This window comes from Bradyrhizobium sp. MI1.10 (genome assembly GCF_055811035.1).
On sequence record NZ_JBVVPN010000030.1, the window covers coordinates 75,445 to 92,801 of the forward strand.

Genomic DNA, 17,357 nt, shown 5'->3' on the forward strand with positions numbered 1-17,357 from the left:
GCCGGACATTGCCGGGCTTCGGTCTCACCATGGGACTGACGCTTTCCTGGCTGACCCTGATCATCCTGATTCCGCTCGCTGGGCTGTTCCTGAAATCGCTCGAGCTCAGCCCCGAGCAGTTCTGGAACATCCTCTCCAGCCGCCGCACCCTGAATGCGCTACGCGTGTCCTTCGGGCTCGCCTTCGCGGCGGCCTGTGTCAATCTGGTGATGGGCAGCATCATCGTCTGGGCGCTGGTGCGTTACCGCTTTCCCGGCCGGCGGATCTTCGATGCCATCGTTGATGTGCCGTTCGCACTGCCGACGGCCGTTGCCGGCGTCGCGCTGACCGCCCTGTTCGCCGAGAAGGGCTGGCTGGGTGCGCCGCTTGCCGCGCTCGGCATCAAGGTGGCGTTTACGCCGGTCGGCATCTTCGTCGCCATGATCTTCATCGGCATCCCCTTCGTGGTGCGTACGGTGCAGCCGGTGCTCCAGGATATCGACCCCGAGATTGAGGAAGCCGCGGGCAGTCTCGGCGCCAGTCGCTGGCAGACCATCATTCGCGTGATCCTGCCCTCGCTCGGGCCGGCGCTGCTCACCGGGCTCGCGCTCGCCTTTGCGCGCGCGGTCGGCGAATACGGCTCGGTGATCTTCATCGCCGGCAATCTGCCGAATGTCTCCGAGATCGCGCCATTGCTGATCGTGATCCGGCTGTCCGAATTCCGCTATGCCGATGCAACTGCGATTGCCGTCGTCATGCTCGTCGTCTCCTTCGTCATCATCTTCGCCGTCAACCGGCTCCAGCGCTGGGCGCAGAGCCGGATACCTGTGCGCTGAGGAGGATGCGATGACGATGCAGATCGCAGATTCCGTCTCACTTTCGGCTCCGGACGCCAGGGCACGCGTGCATGCCGCGGCCGCACGCAACAATCTCCGCACCGAGCCAAAGGCGGTCCGCATCGTCATCATCGCGCTGGCGGTGATCTTTCTCACCATGTTCGTCGTGCTGCCGCTGGCCCTGGTCTTCGCACAAGCTTTCTCAAGGGGCGTCCTCGCCTATCTCTCCGCGCTCGCCGACCCGGAAGCGTTGTCCGCGATCAAGCTGACGCTCGTGGTGGCGGCCATCTCGGTTGGTCTCAATCTCGTGTTCGGTCTCGTCGCGGCCTGGGCGATTGCAAAATTCGAATTCTCGGGCAAGACCTTCCTGATCACGCTGATCGATTTGCCGTTCTCGGTCAGCCCGGTGATCTCGGGTCTCGTCTTCGTGCTGCTGTTCGGCGCGCAGGGCTATTTCGGCGGCTGGCTGCGCGATCACGACATCCAGATCCTGTTCGCGGTGCCCGGCATCGCGCTTGCGACCACCTTCGTGACCTTCCCCTTCGTGGCGCGGGCGTTGATCCCGCTGATGCAGGAGCAGGGCACGCAGGAGGAGGAGGCCGCGATCTCGCTCGGCGCCTCGGGCCTGCAGACCTTCTTCCGCGTCACGCTGCCCAATATCAAATGGGGCGTGCTCTACGGCGTCCTGCTCTGCAACGCGCGCGCGATGGGCGAGTTCGGCGCGGTCTCCGTCGTCTCCGGCCATATCCGCGGCGAGACCAACACCATGCCGCTGCTGGTCGAGATTCTCTACAACGAATACCAGTTCGTCGCGGCGTTCGCGATCGCCTCGCTGCTGGCGATGCTGGCGCTGATCACGCTGATCGCCAAGACCGTTCTGGAAAATCACCTCGACGAAGGACATGACGCAAGTGAGCATTGAAGTCAGGAATCTCGTCAAGAAGTTCGGCAGTTTCAAAGCCCTCGACGGCGTCGACCTCAAGGTCAATGACGGCGAGCTGCTCGCGCTGCTCGGGCCGTCCGGCTCGGGCAAAACAACGCTGCTGCGGATCATCGCCGGGCTCGACTGGCCCGATTCCGGCGAGGTGTCCTTCAACGGCGAGGATGCGTTGGCGCAGGGCGCGCGCGAGCGGCACGTCGGATTCGTATTTCAGCACTACGCGCTGTTCCGCCACATGACGGTGTTCGAGAACGTGGCCTTCGGGCTGCGCGTGCAGCCGCGCGCGATCCGCAAGGACGAAGCGACCATCCGCGCGCGCGTCAAGGAGCTGCTCGATCTCGTGCAGCTCGACTGGCTCGCCGACCGTTATCCGAGCCAGCTCTCCGGCGGCCAGCGCCAGCGCATCGCGCTGGCCCGCGCGCTCGCGATCGAGCCGCGCATCCTGCTGCTCGACGAACCCTTCGGCGCGCTTGATGCCAAGGTGCGCAAGGAGCTGCGCAAATGGTTGCGTTCGCTGCACCACGAGATCAACGTCACCTCGATCTTCGTCACCCATGATCAGGAGGAGGCGCTCGAAGTCGCCAACCGCGTGGTGGTGATGGACAAGGGCAAGATCGAGCAGATCGGCTCGCCCGATGACGTCTATGAGAGCCCGGCGACCGCCTTCGTCCACAGCTTCATCGGCGAATCCATCGAGCTTCCGGTCCTGATCGCGGACGGTCTCATCACGCTCGGCGACCGGCCGCTTCGGCTCGCGGCAGACGGGCATGCGCCTGGCGCGTCAAGACTGTTCGTGCGGCGACACGACATGTTGGTTGGCCCGCCCGGCAGCGGTGCCTTTGAGGGCGCCGTGCGGCATGTCCGGAATTTCGGTCCCGTGCAGCGGGCCGAGGTGGCACTATCAGGCGGAGAAACCATCGAGATTGACGCTCCCCGCGACAGGGAACTGCGCGCCGGCGACACGATCGGCCTGGAGCCCCGCCGCTACCGGATCTTTGCGGGCACCTGAGCGCACTCAACGGGTCAATTTTTCCTCAATATTCACCTTTCAGCCACGGTTGGTATGCAACAACGGCGCCTGATTTGGGGGCTCCTGTTCATGCGCGTCGCGGCCGCGATACTCATCCTTTTGCTGCTCGCCGGCTGTGCCGGCAACGAGGCACCGGTCCAGCAGCCCTCGATGTATGCCGATATGGCTGTCCCGGGCGCAAAGCTCGATGCGCAGGCGGCAGCGATCATGATCTCGCAATACCGCCAGAACAACGGGCTCGGCACCGTCGTGATCGATCCTGCCCTGATGAGTCTCGCCGAATCCCAGTCCCAGGCCATGGCTGCCGCCAACAAGATGGACCACGACGTCCGCGCGCCGCTGGCTAAGCGCCTCAGCGCCGGCGGCTATCCGGCGACCGTTGCGGTCGAGAACGTCTCGGCCGGCTATCATACGCTGGCGGAAGCGTTTTCCGGCTGGCGCGACTCGCCCCCGCACCGCGCCAACATGCTCAAGAGCGGTGTCACAAAATTGGGCATCGCGGCGGGCTATGCTCCCGGCACCAAATACAAGGTGTTCTGGACCATGATCCTGGCCTCGACGGACGCCCGATAAGCCAGACTTGATCCCGGGATGCATTGACGCCGCGGCAGACTGTCGCCACGGTCGCTCGCCATCTGCTACTGTTCCCGCATGATTGATCATAGTCCAGAAGTCGCAACAATCCCCGCGAACGCGCAACGTGTCCTGGTCCTCCAGGGCGGCGGCGCGCTCGGCTCCTATCAGGCCGGCGCCTTTCAGTCGCTCTGCCATGCCGGCTTCGAGCCGGACTGGGTCGCCGGCATCTCGATCGGCGCGGTCAATGCCGCGATCATCGCCGGCAACGAAGGGCAGACGCGCGTCAAGCGGCTCAAGGAATTCTGGGAGATGGTCTCCGCGCCGGTGCCGTGGAAGCCGATCGGCAAGAGCGACCACAGCCGCGAGCTGTTCAACTCGACCAGCGCCGCATTGATCGCGACCTTCGGCGTGCCCGGCTTCTTCACGCCGCGCATCCCGCCCGCGCCGCTCTGGCCGCCCGGCAGCCCGCAGGCCGAGAGCTATTACGACACTGCACCGCTGAAGAAGACGCTGGAGCGTCTGGTCGATTTCGACCGCATCAATGATCTGAAGACGCGGCTGTCGGTCGGTGCCGTCGGCGTCACTTCCGGCAACTTCAAATATTTCGACAATTTCGAGTTCAGGAAGCTCGGCAAGAAAATCGGCCCCGAGCACATCATGGCCTCCGGCGCGCTGCCGCCCGGCTTTCCGTCCGTTGTGATCGAGGGCGAGCATTATTGGGATGGCGGCATCGCCTCCAACACGCCGCTCGACTACGTGCTGGACGCCGAGACCGACCGCGATCTTCTCATCTTCCAGATCGACCTTTTCAGCGCTCGCGGCGATCTGCCGACCTCGCTGCTCGAGGCGACCGAGCGCGAGAAGGACATCCGCTTCTCGAGCCGCACGCGGATGAACACCGACAAGAACAAGCAGGTGCACAACGCCCGCAGGGCCGTGCGCGACCTGATTTCCAAATTGCCCGATTATCTCAAGAACGACCCTTCCGTGGAATTCCTTGCCAAGGTATCGCGCGAAAGCACTGTGACTGTGGTGCACCTGATCTACCGCAGCAAGAACTACGAATCCTCGTCCAAGGATTACGATTTCTCGCATGTCGCCATGGTCGAGCATTGGGAAGCCGGCGTGCGTGACGTGCATCTGTCGATGCGCCACAAGGACTGGCTCGAGCGGCCGCAATCCGGCGAGACCATGGTGACCTACGATCTCACGGGGGACGTCACTGCGCCCCCGCCAAAAAGGAGCGAGTAATATGGGAAGTCTGTCAGGCAAGAACGCCGTCGTGACCGGGTCGACCAGCGGCATCGGGCTCGCCTATGCGCGCGCCTTCGCCGCCGCCGGCGCCAACGTCGTCATCAACGGCTTCGGCTCGCCGGAGGACATCGAGAAGGAGCGCACCAAGATCGAGTCCGATTTCGGCGTGAAGGCGGTCTATTCGCCCGCCGACATGACCAAGCCCGCCGAAATCGCCGGGATGATCGCGCTCGGCGAGAAGAGTTTTGGTTCGGTCGACATCCTCGTCAACAATGCGGGCATCCAGTTCGTCTCGCCGATCGAGGAATTCCCGCCGGAGAAATGGGACCAGATCATCGCGATCAACCTGTCCTCGGCCTTCCATGCCATTCGCGCCGCCGTCCCGGGCATGAAGAAGAAGGGTTGGGGCCGCATCATCAATACTGCTTCCGCGCACTCGCTGGTCGCCTCGCCCTTCAAGTCGGCCTATGTGTCGGCCAAGCACGGCATCGCCGGCCTGACCAAGACCGTGGCGCTGGAGGTCGCGACCAGCAAGATCACCTGCAACTGCATCAGCCCGGGCTATGTCTGGACGCCGCTGGTGGAGAAGCAGATCCCCGACACCATGAAGGCCCGCAATCTCACGCGCGAGCAGGTCATCAACGACGTGCTGCTCGACGCGCAGCCGACCAAGGAGTTCGTCACCTCCGAGCAGGTCGCGGCCCTCGCGCTGTTCCTGTGCGGCGACGATGCCGCGCAGATCACCGGCACCAACCTGTCGATCGACGGCGGCTGGACCGCGGAGTAGTTCGGCGGTGCCGTAGGGTGGGCAAAGGCGCGTCAGCGCCGTGCCCACCATTGTTTGTTCGAATGAGGAAAAAAGTGGTGGGCACGCTTCGCTTTGCCCACCCTACAAGATGATATCGGACGACGCCGTTCTCCGTTCAGTGCGTCCAGGCCAGCGCCGTCTCGAATGCCGAGGACAGGTGCAGCTCCGCGAACATGATCTTGCCGGCGACCACGAACAGCACGCAGGCAAGTGTCAGGCGCAGCACCGTCTCGGGCACGCGTGTCGCGCTAAAGCTGCCGACGACGATGCCGGGCAGCGAGCCCAACAGCAGCACGCCCATCAGCGCCCAATCCACGTCGCCAAGCGCCCAATGCCCCATTCCGGCGATCAGCGTCAGCGGGACCGCATGGGCGATGTCGGAGCCGACGATGGTCGCCACCGGCAGTCGCGGATAGAGCAGCAGCAGAACGGTGACGCCGACCGCGCCGGCGCCGACCGATGAAATCGAAACCAGCACGCCGAGCACGATTCCGGTGACGACGGTCGCGATCGCCGTGGTGCGGTCATCGACCTGCTCCAGGCGCCGGCGATAGCGCTCCATGATCGATCTGCGGAAGATCAGCGAGGTCGCAGTCAGCAGCAGTGCGAAGCAGAGCACGAGGTTGACGAGATTGCGCTCGGAATCGCTCTTGAGGTCGAGCTTCCATAGCACCAGCAGCGTCAGCGCGCTCGCCGGAAGGCTGCCGCAGGCGAGCCGCAGCACCGCCGGCCAGTGCACGCTGCGCGACCAGCCATGCACCACGCTGCCGCCGGTCTTGGTGGCGGCGGCATAGAGCAGGTCGGTGCCGACTGCGGTCGATGGGTGAATCCCGAACAGCAGGATCAGCAGCGGCGTCATCAGCGAACCGCCGCCGACGCCGGTCATCCCGACCAGCAGGCCGACGCCGAAACCCGAGGCGACGTAGAGTGGATCGATCATGTCCAGGGAATCTTAGGTTCATCTCGTCAGTTGGGCAATATGACGTAGAATAGACTTTCCCTGCGGTGCAACTGCTTGCACCGAATAAGAAAAATCCTCCTGCAGGGGGGGCGGAGCGGAGGCGTTTTCTCCAATTCGTCGCCCTCTCGCGAAACGGACATTTCGGTTAGACGTCAAAACCGGAATCCAGAGCTTCGGTTCTCATTCAATCAGAAACCGATAACGCTCTAGATTAGGCATATTGCCTTCCGGGCTCATTCAGCCCCGCGACCGGCCGCCGTGACGTGTGGCGGATGTGGACGATATGGATGACGTCGCCACGGACACGGTAAAACATCCGGAATGGGTAGCGGACGACCGCTGCGACACGAACCTCGGAACGGTGCGCAACGCGTAGCGCCGAGAAAGGCGACACGGACACGTTCCACGACGTCAACGAATCTCTGGCCGACAGCTTCCGCGATCACAGGGCTGGCGTTGCTGGCATAATAGGTCGCGATGTCCGCGAGATCAGCAAGCGCCCCTCGCGTCCAGACGATCTTCATCCCCGCGCAAATTTCGCGAAGGCCTCCGCAACCTCGGCATCCGTAGCGACCTCACCGCGATCTATCGACGCCAAGGCCGCGTCGATGCTCCGCAATTCCTCTTGCGTTGCAAGATACTCGCCGCCGAGCAGCTCACTCTCGATTTCGCTTGCAATGGCAACCAACTCCTTCTGGGCCTCTTCAGGCCAAGTCTGGGCACGTTCCAGAAGGTTTCGCAGATCGCTTGCAGCCATGATCCGACTATATCAGGCGGCGGATGGCTTTCCAATCGCCTTGAGCCGATGGCTAGCGTCCGAACGCCAGCACGTGCAGGCCGAGCCGCTGTCGCACGATCCAGAACAGCAGCACCGTCTCGAAACTGAGCGAGATCGAGGTCGCGGCCGCAGCACCGTGGCCGCCGAAGCGCGGCACCAGCGCGATGCAGAGCACCAGGTTCATCGCAAACGCCAGCGCGTAGGCCAGCGCGCAGATCTTCTGCTGGCCGAGCATGTTGAGCAGCCGTTCGACCGGGCCGATCGCGGAGCGCACCACGAGCCCAATCGCGGCGACGAACATGATGTCGTAGCCGACCACGAATTGTGGCCCGAACAGCCAGAGCAGCGGCTTGCCGAGCGCGAGCAGCACGATGGTCGCCGCCAGCGAAGGCCAGAACGTCCACTTGATGGCATGCGCCACGTAGGCCGACAGCCGCGCCTTGTCGCCCGCAGCGTTGTATTCGGCGAAGCGATGCGCGGTTGTCGCCGACATCGCGTAGTGGATGAAGGAGACCAGCGCCAGCGTCTTCACCACGGCGAAATAGACGCCGACCTCCTCGGAGGGGCGGAACTGCTGCAGCACCAGCACGTCGGTGTAGGACAGCAGCAGGTAGAAGCTTTCGACCAGCAGGATCGGCAGCGACACGGCGAGCCAGCCGCCGATGTCGTAGGCCTTGGGGCCCGGCTCGATATGACCGCCGAGCTTGCGGTTCAGCACCACCATCTGCCCGGTCATCGCGATCCACACCGCGCCGGCGCTCGCGACCATCGCGGCGACCGCGCCGAGATGATAGCCGAGCAGGAAGGCGCAGGCCGTGATGACGATGATCAGCGCCTGGCGAATGATGAATTGCGGCATCAGGCCGAGCTGCATCCAGTCATGCGAACGCGCGATGCCGTCCTGGGTGTTGGCGACGACGAAAGCGGGCAGCGTCATGCAGCCGATATAGAGCGGCAGCTCTTCGGCCGGATCGATCCAGGGCGACAGCAATTTGACGACACCGGCAAGGCCGAGCGACACCAGTGCGGAAACGGCAAAGGTCAGCCAGCGGCTGCCCGAGAGAAAGCCGCGGAGCAGCGCATGCTCGCCACGGCCGCGGTATTCCGGAATGATTTTTTGCGCGGAGGCCGAGATGCCAAAGTCCATCATGCTGCCGAGCAGCAGCACCCAGGTCCAGACATAGACATAGACGCCGTAGTCCGATGTTCCCATCCAGCGCGCGAGCAGGACCTGCGAGAAATAGGCAAGACCGGCGCTGATCACGCGGATGACGAAGATGGTGCCGGCCAGCCGCCGCGTCAGCGACGCCTCGCTCGACCCGCCCGTCAATTTTTGGCGCAGCCGCGCGATAAGGCCGGCAGGTCCGGTCGTTGCGGGTTCTGCATCCATCACGGCCAATTCGAAGGATCCCCGAGGCGCACAGGAATGCTGCGGCAGACTTGCCGCGCTAGCCTAGGGGATTAGCAACCATTCGTTAAGATTCGGTTGGGTGGAGTGTGTTGCAACTCCAACGTCGTCCTGGCGAAAGCCAGGACCCATTACCCCAGGGAGAGGTTTGGCGAAGATTCGAGGTTAGCAGTTTCGCGCCACCACTACGCCTTGGGGTAATGGGTCCTGGATCTACGCTCCGCTTGTCCAGGACGACAATCACTCCAAATTGGTATTGAACTCGTACGACTTCTCCGGTCCGACCAGCGTGAACTTCAGCGCTGCGCCGTCGGGCTTGGCGCCCGGCGGCAGTCCGTCGAGCTCGAAAGAAAATCGCTTCACGCCCGGTGGGCTGGGCTCGACCGGTGCCGGGATGGGCAACGCCCAATCAGGCGTCGGGCCTTCCACGTAGAGATTGACGGTGCGCGCATCGGGTGCGACCACGTCGACCACGACATTCTTGGGCCCGTCACGCTTGACGTCGCGGATGGTGAGCGGGTTGGGATCGCCGATGGTGGCAGGCTTGGGCACGGTGTCGAGCGCTGCACGCAGATTGGCATCCTCGGTCGAGGCGACGCTGTTGAAGCCGAGCTCGGCGCGGGCCTCGACGGGAATGCACAGCTTTTCGCACACCGCATAATTGATTTCGGCGCGCAGCGTCACCGGCTTGTCGGCCGCCTTGGCGATGATGCGCAGGGGCAGCACGATCTGGTTGTGATAGCCGATCGAATGGCCGCCCGCGCCGTCGTCGAATTTCTGCGGGGCCGGCCACATCACCGTCACCGCTTCGACATTGTCGGATTTCGAGAAATCGAAGCGCGGCGGAACGCCGGAATCGCCCGGCATGCGCCAATAGGTCTTCCAGCCGGGCTGGATCTGGAAGGCGATACCGCCGAGCAGGACGGCGCCGCTGCGCGATCCCGCCAGCAACCGCACCGCGGAATGTCCGTCGCGTTGCCATGGCGATGAATCGTCGGCATGGGCATCAAGCGCCAGCGACGACGCGAGCAGGGTTGTCGCGACGCCAACCGCCGCACGCAGGGGAACTCTTGTCAGCATGGTACGTCTTTACAGGGTGACCCCGCGGCAAACCATTGAATTGCTTGTGATGGATGCACTTGAATCGAGTCCCTGCAAGCCTTGATTTGACAGCCGGTCGGCCCGACATCAGGATAGGAACTGAAACCGGAGTGCTTCACCGATGGCTCCCACAGGCAAGAGGACGGGCGAAAGCACCCGCAAGTCAGCCCCCGCGCTCCCGAGTTCGGCGGGCTACCTCGACGGCCAGCTGTTGATCGCCATGCCCGTGATGGGCGACGAGCGCTTCGAGCGCTCGGTGATCTATCTCTGCGCCCACTCCGCCGAAGGCGCGATGGGCATCATCGTCAACCACCCGGCCGGCAGCATCGACTTCCCCGAGCTGTTGGAGCAACTCGGCATCATCAAGAAGGGCGAGCACATCAAGCTGCCGGAGAATGCCGAAAGCATGAAGGTGCTACGCGGCGGTCCGGTCGATACCGGCCGCGGCTTCGTGCTGCACTCCAGCGATTTCTACATCGAGAACGCGACGCTCCGGATCGACGACGGCGTCTGCCTCACCGCGACCGTCGACATCCTGCGTGCGATCGCCAACGGCTCCGGTCCCAAGCACGCCATCCTCGCGCTCGGCTATGCCGGCTGGGCGCCGGGCCAGCTCGAGACCGAAATCCAGAGCAATGGCTGGCTGCATTGCGACGCGGATTCGGATTTGATCTTTGGCGACGACGTCGACGAAAAATACGGACGCGCGCTGCGCAAGATCGGCATCGATCCCGGCATGCTCTCGAACGAGGCGGGCCACGCGTAGCGCCATTCTCGCTGCCGTGTATCGCCCTCCGCTGTCATGCCCCGGCTTGACCGGGGCATCCAGTACGCCGGGGCGTATCGGCTCTATCGCAGCTGTCTCGGAGTACTGGATCGCCCGGTCAAGCCGGGCGATGACACCGATTGCTGAGTAGCGCCTACTCCGCCGCCTGCTGCTGCACCGTCGGCTCCGTGCCCGCGACCGTCGCGCGGCGCATGTCGCGGGGCTGCGACTGGTCGTAGCGGCGGACGCGGTGCATGGTCTGGCGGTTGTCCCACATCACGAGATCATGCAGCTTCCATTTGTGGACGTAGACGAACTCGCTTTGCGTCGCGTGCTCGTTGAGATCGCGCAGCAGCAGCCTGCCCTCGGGGACGCTCATGCCGACGATCTTGCCCGCATGCGATGAGAGATAGAGCGACTTGCGGCGATGCACGGGATGGGTGCGCACGAGACGTTGCAGCACCGGCTTGAACATCTGCTTCTCGTCATCGGTGTATTCGGTGAAGCCGAGCGATCCCCGCGAATACATCAGCGAGTGCTCGCAGACGAGGTCCTCGATTTCGGCCTTGGTCTCGTCGTCGAGCGCATCATAGGCCGCGCGCATGTCGGCGAATTCGGTGTTGCCGCCCTTCGGGTTCACCACGCGCGCCGACAGCAGCGAGAATTTTGCCGGGATGGGGCGGAACGAGCTGTCGGAATGCCACAGGCAGTTGCCGAGATTGAACAGATGCGCGCGGCTGTCCTTCGCCAGCGGCTTGCCGTCCTTGCCGAGATTGGAGACGTCGTTCAGGCCCGTCTGGAGCCGGTAGTCCTTTTCCTTCGTCACGGTGCCGCCGCGCGCGTCCTCGCGCTGGCCGAAATTCAGCGCAAAGGCCATCTGCTGTTCGTCGGTGATGTCCTGATCGTGGAACACCAGCACCGCATATTTGTCCATGGCGGCTTCGACCTCGCGCGCCTCATCTGGTGTGAGAGGCTGTCGCAGATCGAGGCCGGAAACCTCGCCGACAAAATGTGTCTGAAGTTGCCGGATGGCGATCGTCATGGCGTTTTCTCCCGGGCGTGCAAGCGGTTGGTCCCGCTCTGTCGAGGAAAAAGTTACTCCCGTAACGGGCGATGTCAACGCTCGGTGCGCATAGCTGCCTATAGCCCGGATGGTGCGAAGCGCAATCCGGGGCATCGTGCCGCGGAAAGACCTTCCCGGATTGCGCTGCGCTCCATCCGGGCTACAGCTCTCACGCGTTGCGCGCCATCAGGCCGCCGTCGACGGGGATGACCGCGCCGGTGAGGAAGGACGCCGCCGGCAGGCACAGGCTCAGCGTCATGTGCGCGACCTCCTCCGGATCGCCGTAGCGGCCGAGTGCCGTGCGGCGCTTGGCGTAGATGGTCTTGTGCTCTTCCGAGATCCGGTCGGTGATGGCGGTGCGGACCGGCCCCGGGCAGATGCAATTGACGGTAATACCTTCGCGGCCGAGCTCCACCGCGAGCGAGCGGGTGAGGCTGGCGACGCCGCCCTTCGCCGCCGAATAGGGGCTGTGCAATGCGGTGGCGCCGAGCGCCTCGGTCGAGGCGATGTTGACGATGCGCGGGCTGTTCGACTTGCGCAAGTGAGGCAGCGCGGCGCGGATGATGCGCGGATGCGCCGTCAGCATCACCGCGATACCCCTGGTCCAGGCGTCCTCATAGGCTTCGTCGTCGATCGCGACGCGCACGGAGATGCCGGCATTGTTGACGATGATGTCGAGCCCGCCGAAATGCGCGGCGACGTCGCCGACCACGCGTTTGATCTCATCGCCGTCGGCAACATCGAGCTTCCAGGCTTTCGCGGCGCCGCCGCTTGCCGCGATCTCCTTCGCGACGGCCAGGGCGCCTTGCTCGTCATAATCCGTGATGGCAACGTTGGCGCCGTCAGCGGCGAACACGCGTGCCGTTGCACGCCCCATGCCGCTGGCCGCGCCGGTGACGAGAACGGTCAGGCCCTTCACGGACCGGCTGAGCTGTTTGAACTCGGACATGCTGTTTCCTCGCGGCGTCTTGTTTCTTGTTATGAGATGGACAAGGCTGGCATCGATCCGCAGACAGGTCAAACAAGCAGAACAAAAGGGAGGCCCCCGATGACGAACGAACTCGATTTCCCAGGCAAGCAGGTGCTGGTCGTCGGCGGATCCAGCGGCATCGGCAACGGCATCGCGCAAGCCTTTCGCGTCAGGGGCGCGCAAGTAGCGGTCTGCGGCACGCGGGCTCACGCGAAGGAATATTCGCAAGCGGAGGGCTCGGATCTCACCGGTCTTTCCTACGCGCAGCTCGACGTCGGCAATGCCGGAGCGGTCGAAGCGTTCAAGCCGTCGTTCGAACGGCTCGATATCCTGGTGCTCGCGCAGGGCGCGGTGCTCTATCGCCGTGGCGAGTTCGAGATGGCGGGCTTCCGCAAGGTCGTCGAGGTCAATCTGATGAGCCTGATGGCCTGCGCCACGCGCTTTCATTCGATGCTGCGGGACTCGCGGGGATCGCTGATCATGGTGTCCTCGACCGCGGCCTATCATTCCACCATGGGCAATCCTGCTTACAACGCGTCGAAGACGGGCGCGGTCGGATTGACGCGGACGCTGGGCGAGGCCTGGGCCGAAGACGGCATCCGCGTCAACGGCATCGCGCCCGGTCTGGTCGACACCAAGATGACGAAGGTGACGACCGACAATCCCAAGCGGCTCGAAGGTGCACTTTCGCGCATTCCGCTGCGGCGATTGGGCACGCCGGCTGACATGGCGGGCGCGGCGCTGTTCCTGGCATCGCCGCTGTCGTCCTACATCATCGGCCAGACATTGGTCGTCGACGGCGGGCTCATTCTTTGAGTCCAATTTCAAGTCACATGGAACTGCGCCGCTCCTGATCGGTTACTTGGGCTGACCCCCGAGGAGGAGCATCATGGATAAAGATCGGATTGTCGGATCGGCCAAGGAATTCGCCGGACGCGCGGAAGGCGCTGTCGGTGATCTCGCAGGCGATGCGCAGACACAGGCGTCGGGCAAGGCGCGGGAAGCCGCAGGCTCCGTGCAGAATCTCTACGGCCAAGCCAAGGATGCCGTCCGTGACGCGACGGACACCGCGGCCAGCTATGCCAAGGACGCCTATGACAAGCCGGCCGAAACCTTGCGCGACGGTTCGCAGGCGATTGCCCAGAAGGTGCAGGACAACCCGCTCGGCGCGCTGCTGGTCGCCGGCGGTATCGGCTTCGCCCTCGCGTTGCTGATGGCACGGCCTTCGCGCCGCCCGCCGCCGCGCTGGCGCTATTACGGCTAAAGCCAACGCACGATAAGCATCAGGCCCCGGACGCAACACGGCGTGTAACGCCGCGTTGTTGAGCCGGGGCCCATTCTTTTTGGACGTGCTGGTCCCGGCTCTGCGCAGCAGCGTTTCACGCTGCAGAGCGTCCGGGACACGAAGACCTCAGCTTAGAAAAATTATCGGAACACTTCCGCCGATCGCCCGACATTGCCAGGCGGCCGCGGGATCGCGGGGTTGGGAGTCGGATTGCGCGGCGCTGGCGCCAATTGACGCGGCGGGGGCGGCGGCGAGCCAAAGCCGAAGAAATCGCGCATCGATGGCGCTGCCTGTGCCGGTTGCTGCGGCGCCGGTGGCTTCTTCGGCGCAAGCTTTGGCGGGGCGATCGCTGCGGCCGCACCCGGCGTACCGCCATCGGGTGTCGTCGTGGCGACCGGCGTATCGCCCTTGGCCTGCTCGCGGCCGACTTCGCGGCGCGGCCAGGCATAGTCGTCGGCGCGGCCGGCAGGCGCAGCCAGTGGCTCGCCCTTCACCATCGTCTTCGCAGCGAGCGCATCGACGGCGGCAGGACGCGAGCCCGGCCCACCCAGCAATTGATCGGTCGAGATCGAGGCCGCAACCAGCGGCACGATCGGGCCGGCCAGCGGCCGCGGTGCGGGCTTGCCGGGCTCGGCGCTGGTATCGGGTGTCGCCGGCTCGCTCGGCAGCGCGATCGGGCCGGAGCGGCCTGCGAGCAGGCGCGTGATCTCGCGCTCGACATAATGCGCGAGCTTGCGCGCGCCGGGTTTTGTGAAATAGACGCCGTCGCCGCTGCGGAGCTGACGGATCTGGCCTTCGAAGTCCGGGCCCTTCTGAAGGAAGCGGCCGGCTTCGTCTACAAAGCCGTCCCAGACGTCGACATAGGTGATGCCGGCCTTGGCCGCGCCTTCGCGATAGAGCGAATCCAGGAACAGCATGTCCGCCGTGCCCTTGGGGCCGCGGATCGCGGGCAGGCCGACCCAGAGCACCGGCACGCCTTTGGCCTTGAGGACGTTGGCGAGCTCCTCGATCTTCTTGCCGTAGAGCTCGACCCAGCGCTCGTCGCGGAATTCGTAGACACCGTTCGGATTGCGCGCCGTCTTTTCGGGCGCGGCCGCAGGCGTGTCGGCGTTATCGGCATCATCCTGCGGCAGGTCGGTGTCGGCGGGCTTGTCGTCCGGCTTGGCGGCCGTGTCGGGTTTGGCATCGCCCGGCTTGTCACCCGGCTTTCCTTGCGGCTTGGCGCGGGCGCCCTTGTCGTTCTTCTTGTCTTTGTCCTTGTCCGATTTCTCGGCCACCGGCTCGCGGATCGAGATGCGGTCGTTGAGGCCGAGCATGACGACGATGATTTCAGGCTTCTCGGTCTCGAGAATGCCCTTGGCCGCAGCCACCCAATCAGAGGGCTCGCCCTTCGGCTGGTACTTGATCAGGCCGGATGTGGTCTTGTGCTTGCGGATCACGCCCATGTCGGGCTGCTCGGTGTAGGCGTCTTCCAGGCCGTAGGCGAGCCAGTCGGCCATGGCGTCACCGATCACCAGCACGTTCTTGTCGGGCGTGGTGTCACGCTTGGCTGGCGCCGGCGCGCGCGAAAAATCCTGGCGCGGCGCCTGCTGCTGTTGCTGCTGGAACGGCGCGAAGAAATCTCCGCCGAACCAGCCGCCGCCTCCGCCATTGCGCGGCGGCGGGGCCGCGCGCTGCGGTGGACCGCCGAAGCCGGGGAAGTTGAAGAACTGCGCCGAGGCCGGGCCGGCAACCGATACCAGAATCGCAAGCGCCGTCCCCAGCGCGATCAACGGGCCGGTCTCGGTCAGCGCCTTGAGCAGGGACTTCTTCGACATGCGATCTCGGGCACGCGCAATGGGGGATCGGGACACGCTCGATATAATAACGGAATCGGGCGCCAAACGGGCAGATTCTGTTGCAGATTTTGACCCATACGCCGAGGAACAGGCGCCGCCGTCAAGGCTGCCTGCCAAAATCCCTGTTCAGGGTTACTTTCGACGCGATTTTACCGCCCGCGCAGCCGGTCCAGCACGTCGGAGGAGGCAAAACCGTCGGCGGGGACCCCGATCGAGGCCTGGAAGTTGCGCAGGGCCTCCCGGGTCTGGCCGCCGAACTGGCCGTCCGGGGTGCCCTTGTAGAAGCCGCGTTGGGCCAGCAGCTGCTGCAGTTCCAGCCGCTCGGTGCGGGACAGCTCCCGCTCCTGCCGCGGCCAGGGCTGCACGAAGGGCTGGCCGCCGCGGAGGCGATCGGCGAAATGGCCGATCGCCAGCGCATAGGCCTCGGCCGGGTTGTACTTCATGATGACGCGGAAGTTCTGCAGCATCAGGAAGCCCGGCCCTTGGGCACCGGCCGGCGCAAGCAGATAGGCCTTCTCCGCCGGATGCGGGAAGGGCTGGTTGGTCGGGCGCTTGAGGCCGAGCTTTTCCCATTGCGCCATCGTCATCGCCTTGGCGCGGTCGGCCAGCATGTAGTTGAAGCCTTGGGGCACCACGACCTCGTAGCCCCAGGTCTGGCCGGCCTGCCAGCCGTCCTTCTTCAGATTGTTGGCGGTCGACGCGATCAGGTCGGAGGGATTGTCGACGACGTCACGCCGGCCGTCGCCGTCGCCGTCCACGGCAAAGCGCTTGAACGCGGTCGGCATGAACTGCGTCGGGCCGAAGGCGCCGGCCCAGGAGCCGCGCAACTGTTCGGGCCTGAGATCGCCGCGGTTGAGGATCTCCAGCGCCGAGAGGAATTCGTCCTTGAAGTAAGCTTGGCGGCGCCCGATGCAGGCGAGCGTCGCGGTCGATTGCAGCACGCTGCGATCGCCCATCTGCGTCGAGTAGTTGGACTCGATGCCCCAGATCGAGGCGATGATATAGCGGTCGACGCCGGTGGCTTTTTCAGTGGCGTCGAACTGCGCTTTGTACTTGGCGAGAACCTCGCGGCCCTTGGCGAGGCGGTTGTCGTTCACGAGGATGTCGAGATAATCCCAGATCGACTTAGTGAACTCGGGCTGCGAGTCCATCAGGTCCATGATGCGCAGATCGGGCGCGAGGCCTGCCGTGAAGCGCTGGAAATTTTCCTGAGTGATGTTGCGCCGTGCGGCATCGGGCCACATCCCTGCGACGCAATTGTTGAAGCTACCCGCGGCCTCGCGGATCGCGCCGGCTGTCATCAGCGGATGGCCGGAGGCGCCGTCCTCGCCGGTCCAGGGTTGAACTCCCGTTTGAGCGCCGCTGGATCCGGGCGCTGCTTGCGAAGTCGCCGGGTTCGGGCCTGAGAAAATACCGCCGAACAGATTGGACAGACCGTTCTGAGCCTGCGCGCCGGCGGGAAGCGGGAACAGCAGGGCGGCCGCAATCATCGTCGCACCGGTCACGGACCCGCCCCGTTTCGCCAGCCCTGCCATTGATTGCATCATGTCCACACCTGTCCGGCCAAAATCCGCCCTCAGGAGGCCTGGTTACGGTTGCCAACAGCTTAACAAAGGTGAAATTTTGATGGTGGCCTTTTTCTTAACTCTGTGAGGATGAGGCCCCACATCCGCCTTTGTTGGCGGCTGCAAACAAGCTAGCAAGATGCCATTGCTCCCTTCACGTGTTCCTCAGGTATTCGATCAATCCCATGAAAATCCGCAA

17 protein-coding genes are annotated in these 17,357 nt (G+C 64.3%); 9 read left to right on the plus strand and 8 right to left on the minus strand.

Going from position 1 to position 17,357, the window contains the following annotated elements; translation table 11 throughout:
- Positions 1-29 precede the first annotated feature (29 nt).
- From cysT to AC0L3K_RS27765, 6 genes are all read left to right on the plus strand, one after another.
- Positions 30-815 carry a sulfate ABC transporter permease subunit CysT gene (cysT, locus tag AC0L3K_RS27740; RefSeq protein ID WP_007599849.1) on the plus strand — a complete coding sequence of 262 codons (786 nt, stop codon included), beginning with the start codon at positions 30-32 and terminating at the stop codon, positions 813-815.
- A gap of 10 nt (positions 816-825) precedes the next feature.
- Complete coding sequence (gene cysW, locus AC0L3K_RS27745; RefSeq protein ID WP_473367275.1) at positions 826-1,737, plus strand: sulfate ABC transporter permease subunit CysW; 912 nt, start codon at positions 826-828, stop codon at positions 1,735-1,737.
- Entirely contained in the window at positions 1,727-2,764 is a 1,038-nt protein-coding gene (locus AC0L3K_RS27750; protein WP_354200424.1) for a sulfate/molybdate ABC transporter ATP-binding protein, read from the plus strand. Before cysW ends, AC0L3K_RS27750 begins: the two co-directional genes overlap by 11 nt.
- A 90-nt stretch (positions 2,765-2,854) precedes the next feature.
- Positions 2,855-3,358 (plus strand): CAP domain-containing protein, encoded by a 504-nt coding sequence (locus AC0L3K_RS27755; protein ID WP_219682889.1) that lies wholly within the window; start codon positions 2,855-2,857, stop codon positions 3,356-3,358.
- A 78-nt stretch (positions 3,359-3,436) separates the two neighbouring features.
- Positions 3,437-4,612, plus strand: coding sequence for a DUF3734 domain-containing protein (locus AC0L3K_RS27760; protein ID WP_007599855.1), 1,176 nt, complete (start codon positions 3,437-3,439; stop codon positions 4,610-4,612).
- A 1-nt stretch (position 4,613) separates the two neighbouring features.
- Entirely contained in the window at positions 4,614-5,402 is a 789-nt protein-coding gene (locus AC0L3K_RS27765) for a 3-hydroxybutyrate dehydrogenase (protein WP_007599857.1), read from the plus strand.
- Positions 5,403-5,538: 136 nt separating this feature from the next.
- Here AC0L3K_RS27765 and AC0L3K_RS27770 read toward each other — a convergent pair whose 3' ends face one another.
- From AC0L3K_RS27770 to AC0L3K_RS27785, 4 genes are all read right to left on the minus strand, one after another.
- Positions 5,539-6,363 (minus strand): sulfite exporter TauE/SafE family protein, encoded by an 825-nt coding sequence (locus tag AC0L3K_RS27770; protein WP_007599859.1) that lies wholly within the window; start codon positions 6,361-6,363, stop codon positions 5,539-5,541.
- A 541-nt stretch (positions 6,364-6,904) separates the two neighbouring features.
- Positions 6,905-7,141 (minus strand): hypothetical protein, encoded by a 237-nt coding sequence (locus AC0L3K_RS27775; protein ID WP_219682885.1) that lies wholly within the window; start codon positions 7,139-7,141, stop codon positions 6,905-6,907.
- Positions 7,142-7,193: 52 nt separating this feature from the next.
- Positions 7,194-8,561: a flippase gene (locus AC0L3K_RS27780; RefSeq protein ID WP_473367276.1), complete on the minus strand. Its 1,368-nt coding sequence runs from the start codon at positions 8,559-8,561 to the stop codon at positions 7,194-7,196.
- A gap of 249 nt (positions 8,562-8,810) precedes the next feature.
- On the minus strand, positions 8,811-9,650 hold the full coding sequence (locus AC0L3K_RS27785; protein WP_007599865.1) for a protein-disulfide reductase DsbD domain-containing protein: 840 nt from the start codon (positions 9,648-9,650) through the stop codon (positions 8,811-8,813).
- A 142-nt stretch (positions 9,651-9,792) separates the two neighbouring features.
- Here AC0L3K_RS27785 and AC0L3K_RS27790 point away from each other — a divergent pair, with 142 nt between their 5' ends.
- Entirely contained in the window at positions 9,793-10,437 is a 645-nt protein-coding gene (locus AC0L3K_RS27790) for a YqgE/AlgH family protein (protein ID WP_007599866.1), read from the plus strand.
- 154 nt (positions 10,438-10,591) lie between these two features.
- On the opposite strand, the gene AC0L3K_RS27795 is transcribed toward AC0L3K_RS27790, so the two are convergent.
- Positions 10,592-11,479, minus strand: a complete 888-nt coding sequence (locus AC0L3K_RS27795) for a TauD/TfdA dioxygenase family protein (protein ID WP_007599867.1) — start codon at positions 11,477-11,479, stop codon at positions 10,592-10,594.
- A 190-nt stretch (positions 11,480-11,669) separates the two neighbouring features.
- Complete coding sequence (locus tag AC0L3K_RS27800; RefSeq protein ID WP_219682883.1) at positions 11,670-12,449, minus strand: SDR family NAD(P)-dependent oxidoreductase; 780 nt, start codon at positions 12,447-12,449, stop codon at positions 11,670-11,672.
- A 99-nt stretch (positions 12,450-12,548) separates the two neighbouring features.
- Here AC0L3K_RS27800 and AC0L3K_RS27805 point away from each other — a divergent pair, with 99 nt between their 5' ends.
- Both AC0L3K_RS27805 and AC0L3K_RS27810 read left to right on the plus strand, forming a co-directional pair.
- Positions 12,549-13,286 carry an SDR family NAD(P)-dependent oxidoreductase gene (locus AC0L3K_RS27805; protein ID WP_007599876.1) on the plus strand — a complete coding sequence of 246 codons (738 nt, stop codon included), beginning with the start codon at positions 12,549-12,551 and terminating at the stop codon, positions 13,284-13,286.
- A 73-nt stretch (positions 13,287-13,359) separates the two neighbouring features.
- Entirely contained in the window at positions 13,360-13,734 is a 375-nt protein-coding gene (locus AC0L3K_RS27810; RefSeq protein ID WP_007599877.1) for a CsbD family protein, read from the plus strand.
- A gap of 161 nt (positions 13,735-13,895) precedes the next feature.
- Here the strand turns inward: AC0L3K_RS27810 and AC0L3K_RS27815 are convergent, their stop codons facing one another.
- Entirely contained in the window at positions 13,896-15,572 is a 1,677-nt protein-coding gene (locus AC0L3K_RS27815; protein WP_473367277.1) for an SGNH/GDSL hydrolase family protein, read from the minus strand.
- 170 nt (positions 15,573-15,742) lie between these two features.
- Positions 15,743-17,140, minus strand: a complete 1,398-nt coding sequence (locus AC0L3K_RS27820) for a lytic murein transglycosylase (RefSeq protein WP_473367278.1) — start codon at positions 17,138-17,140, stop codon at positions 15,743-15,745.
- Between the last annotated feature and the right edge of the window lie 217 nt (positions 17,141-17,357).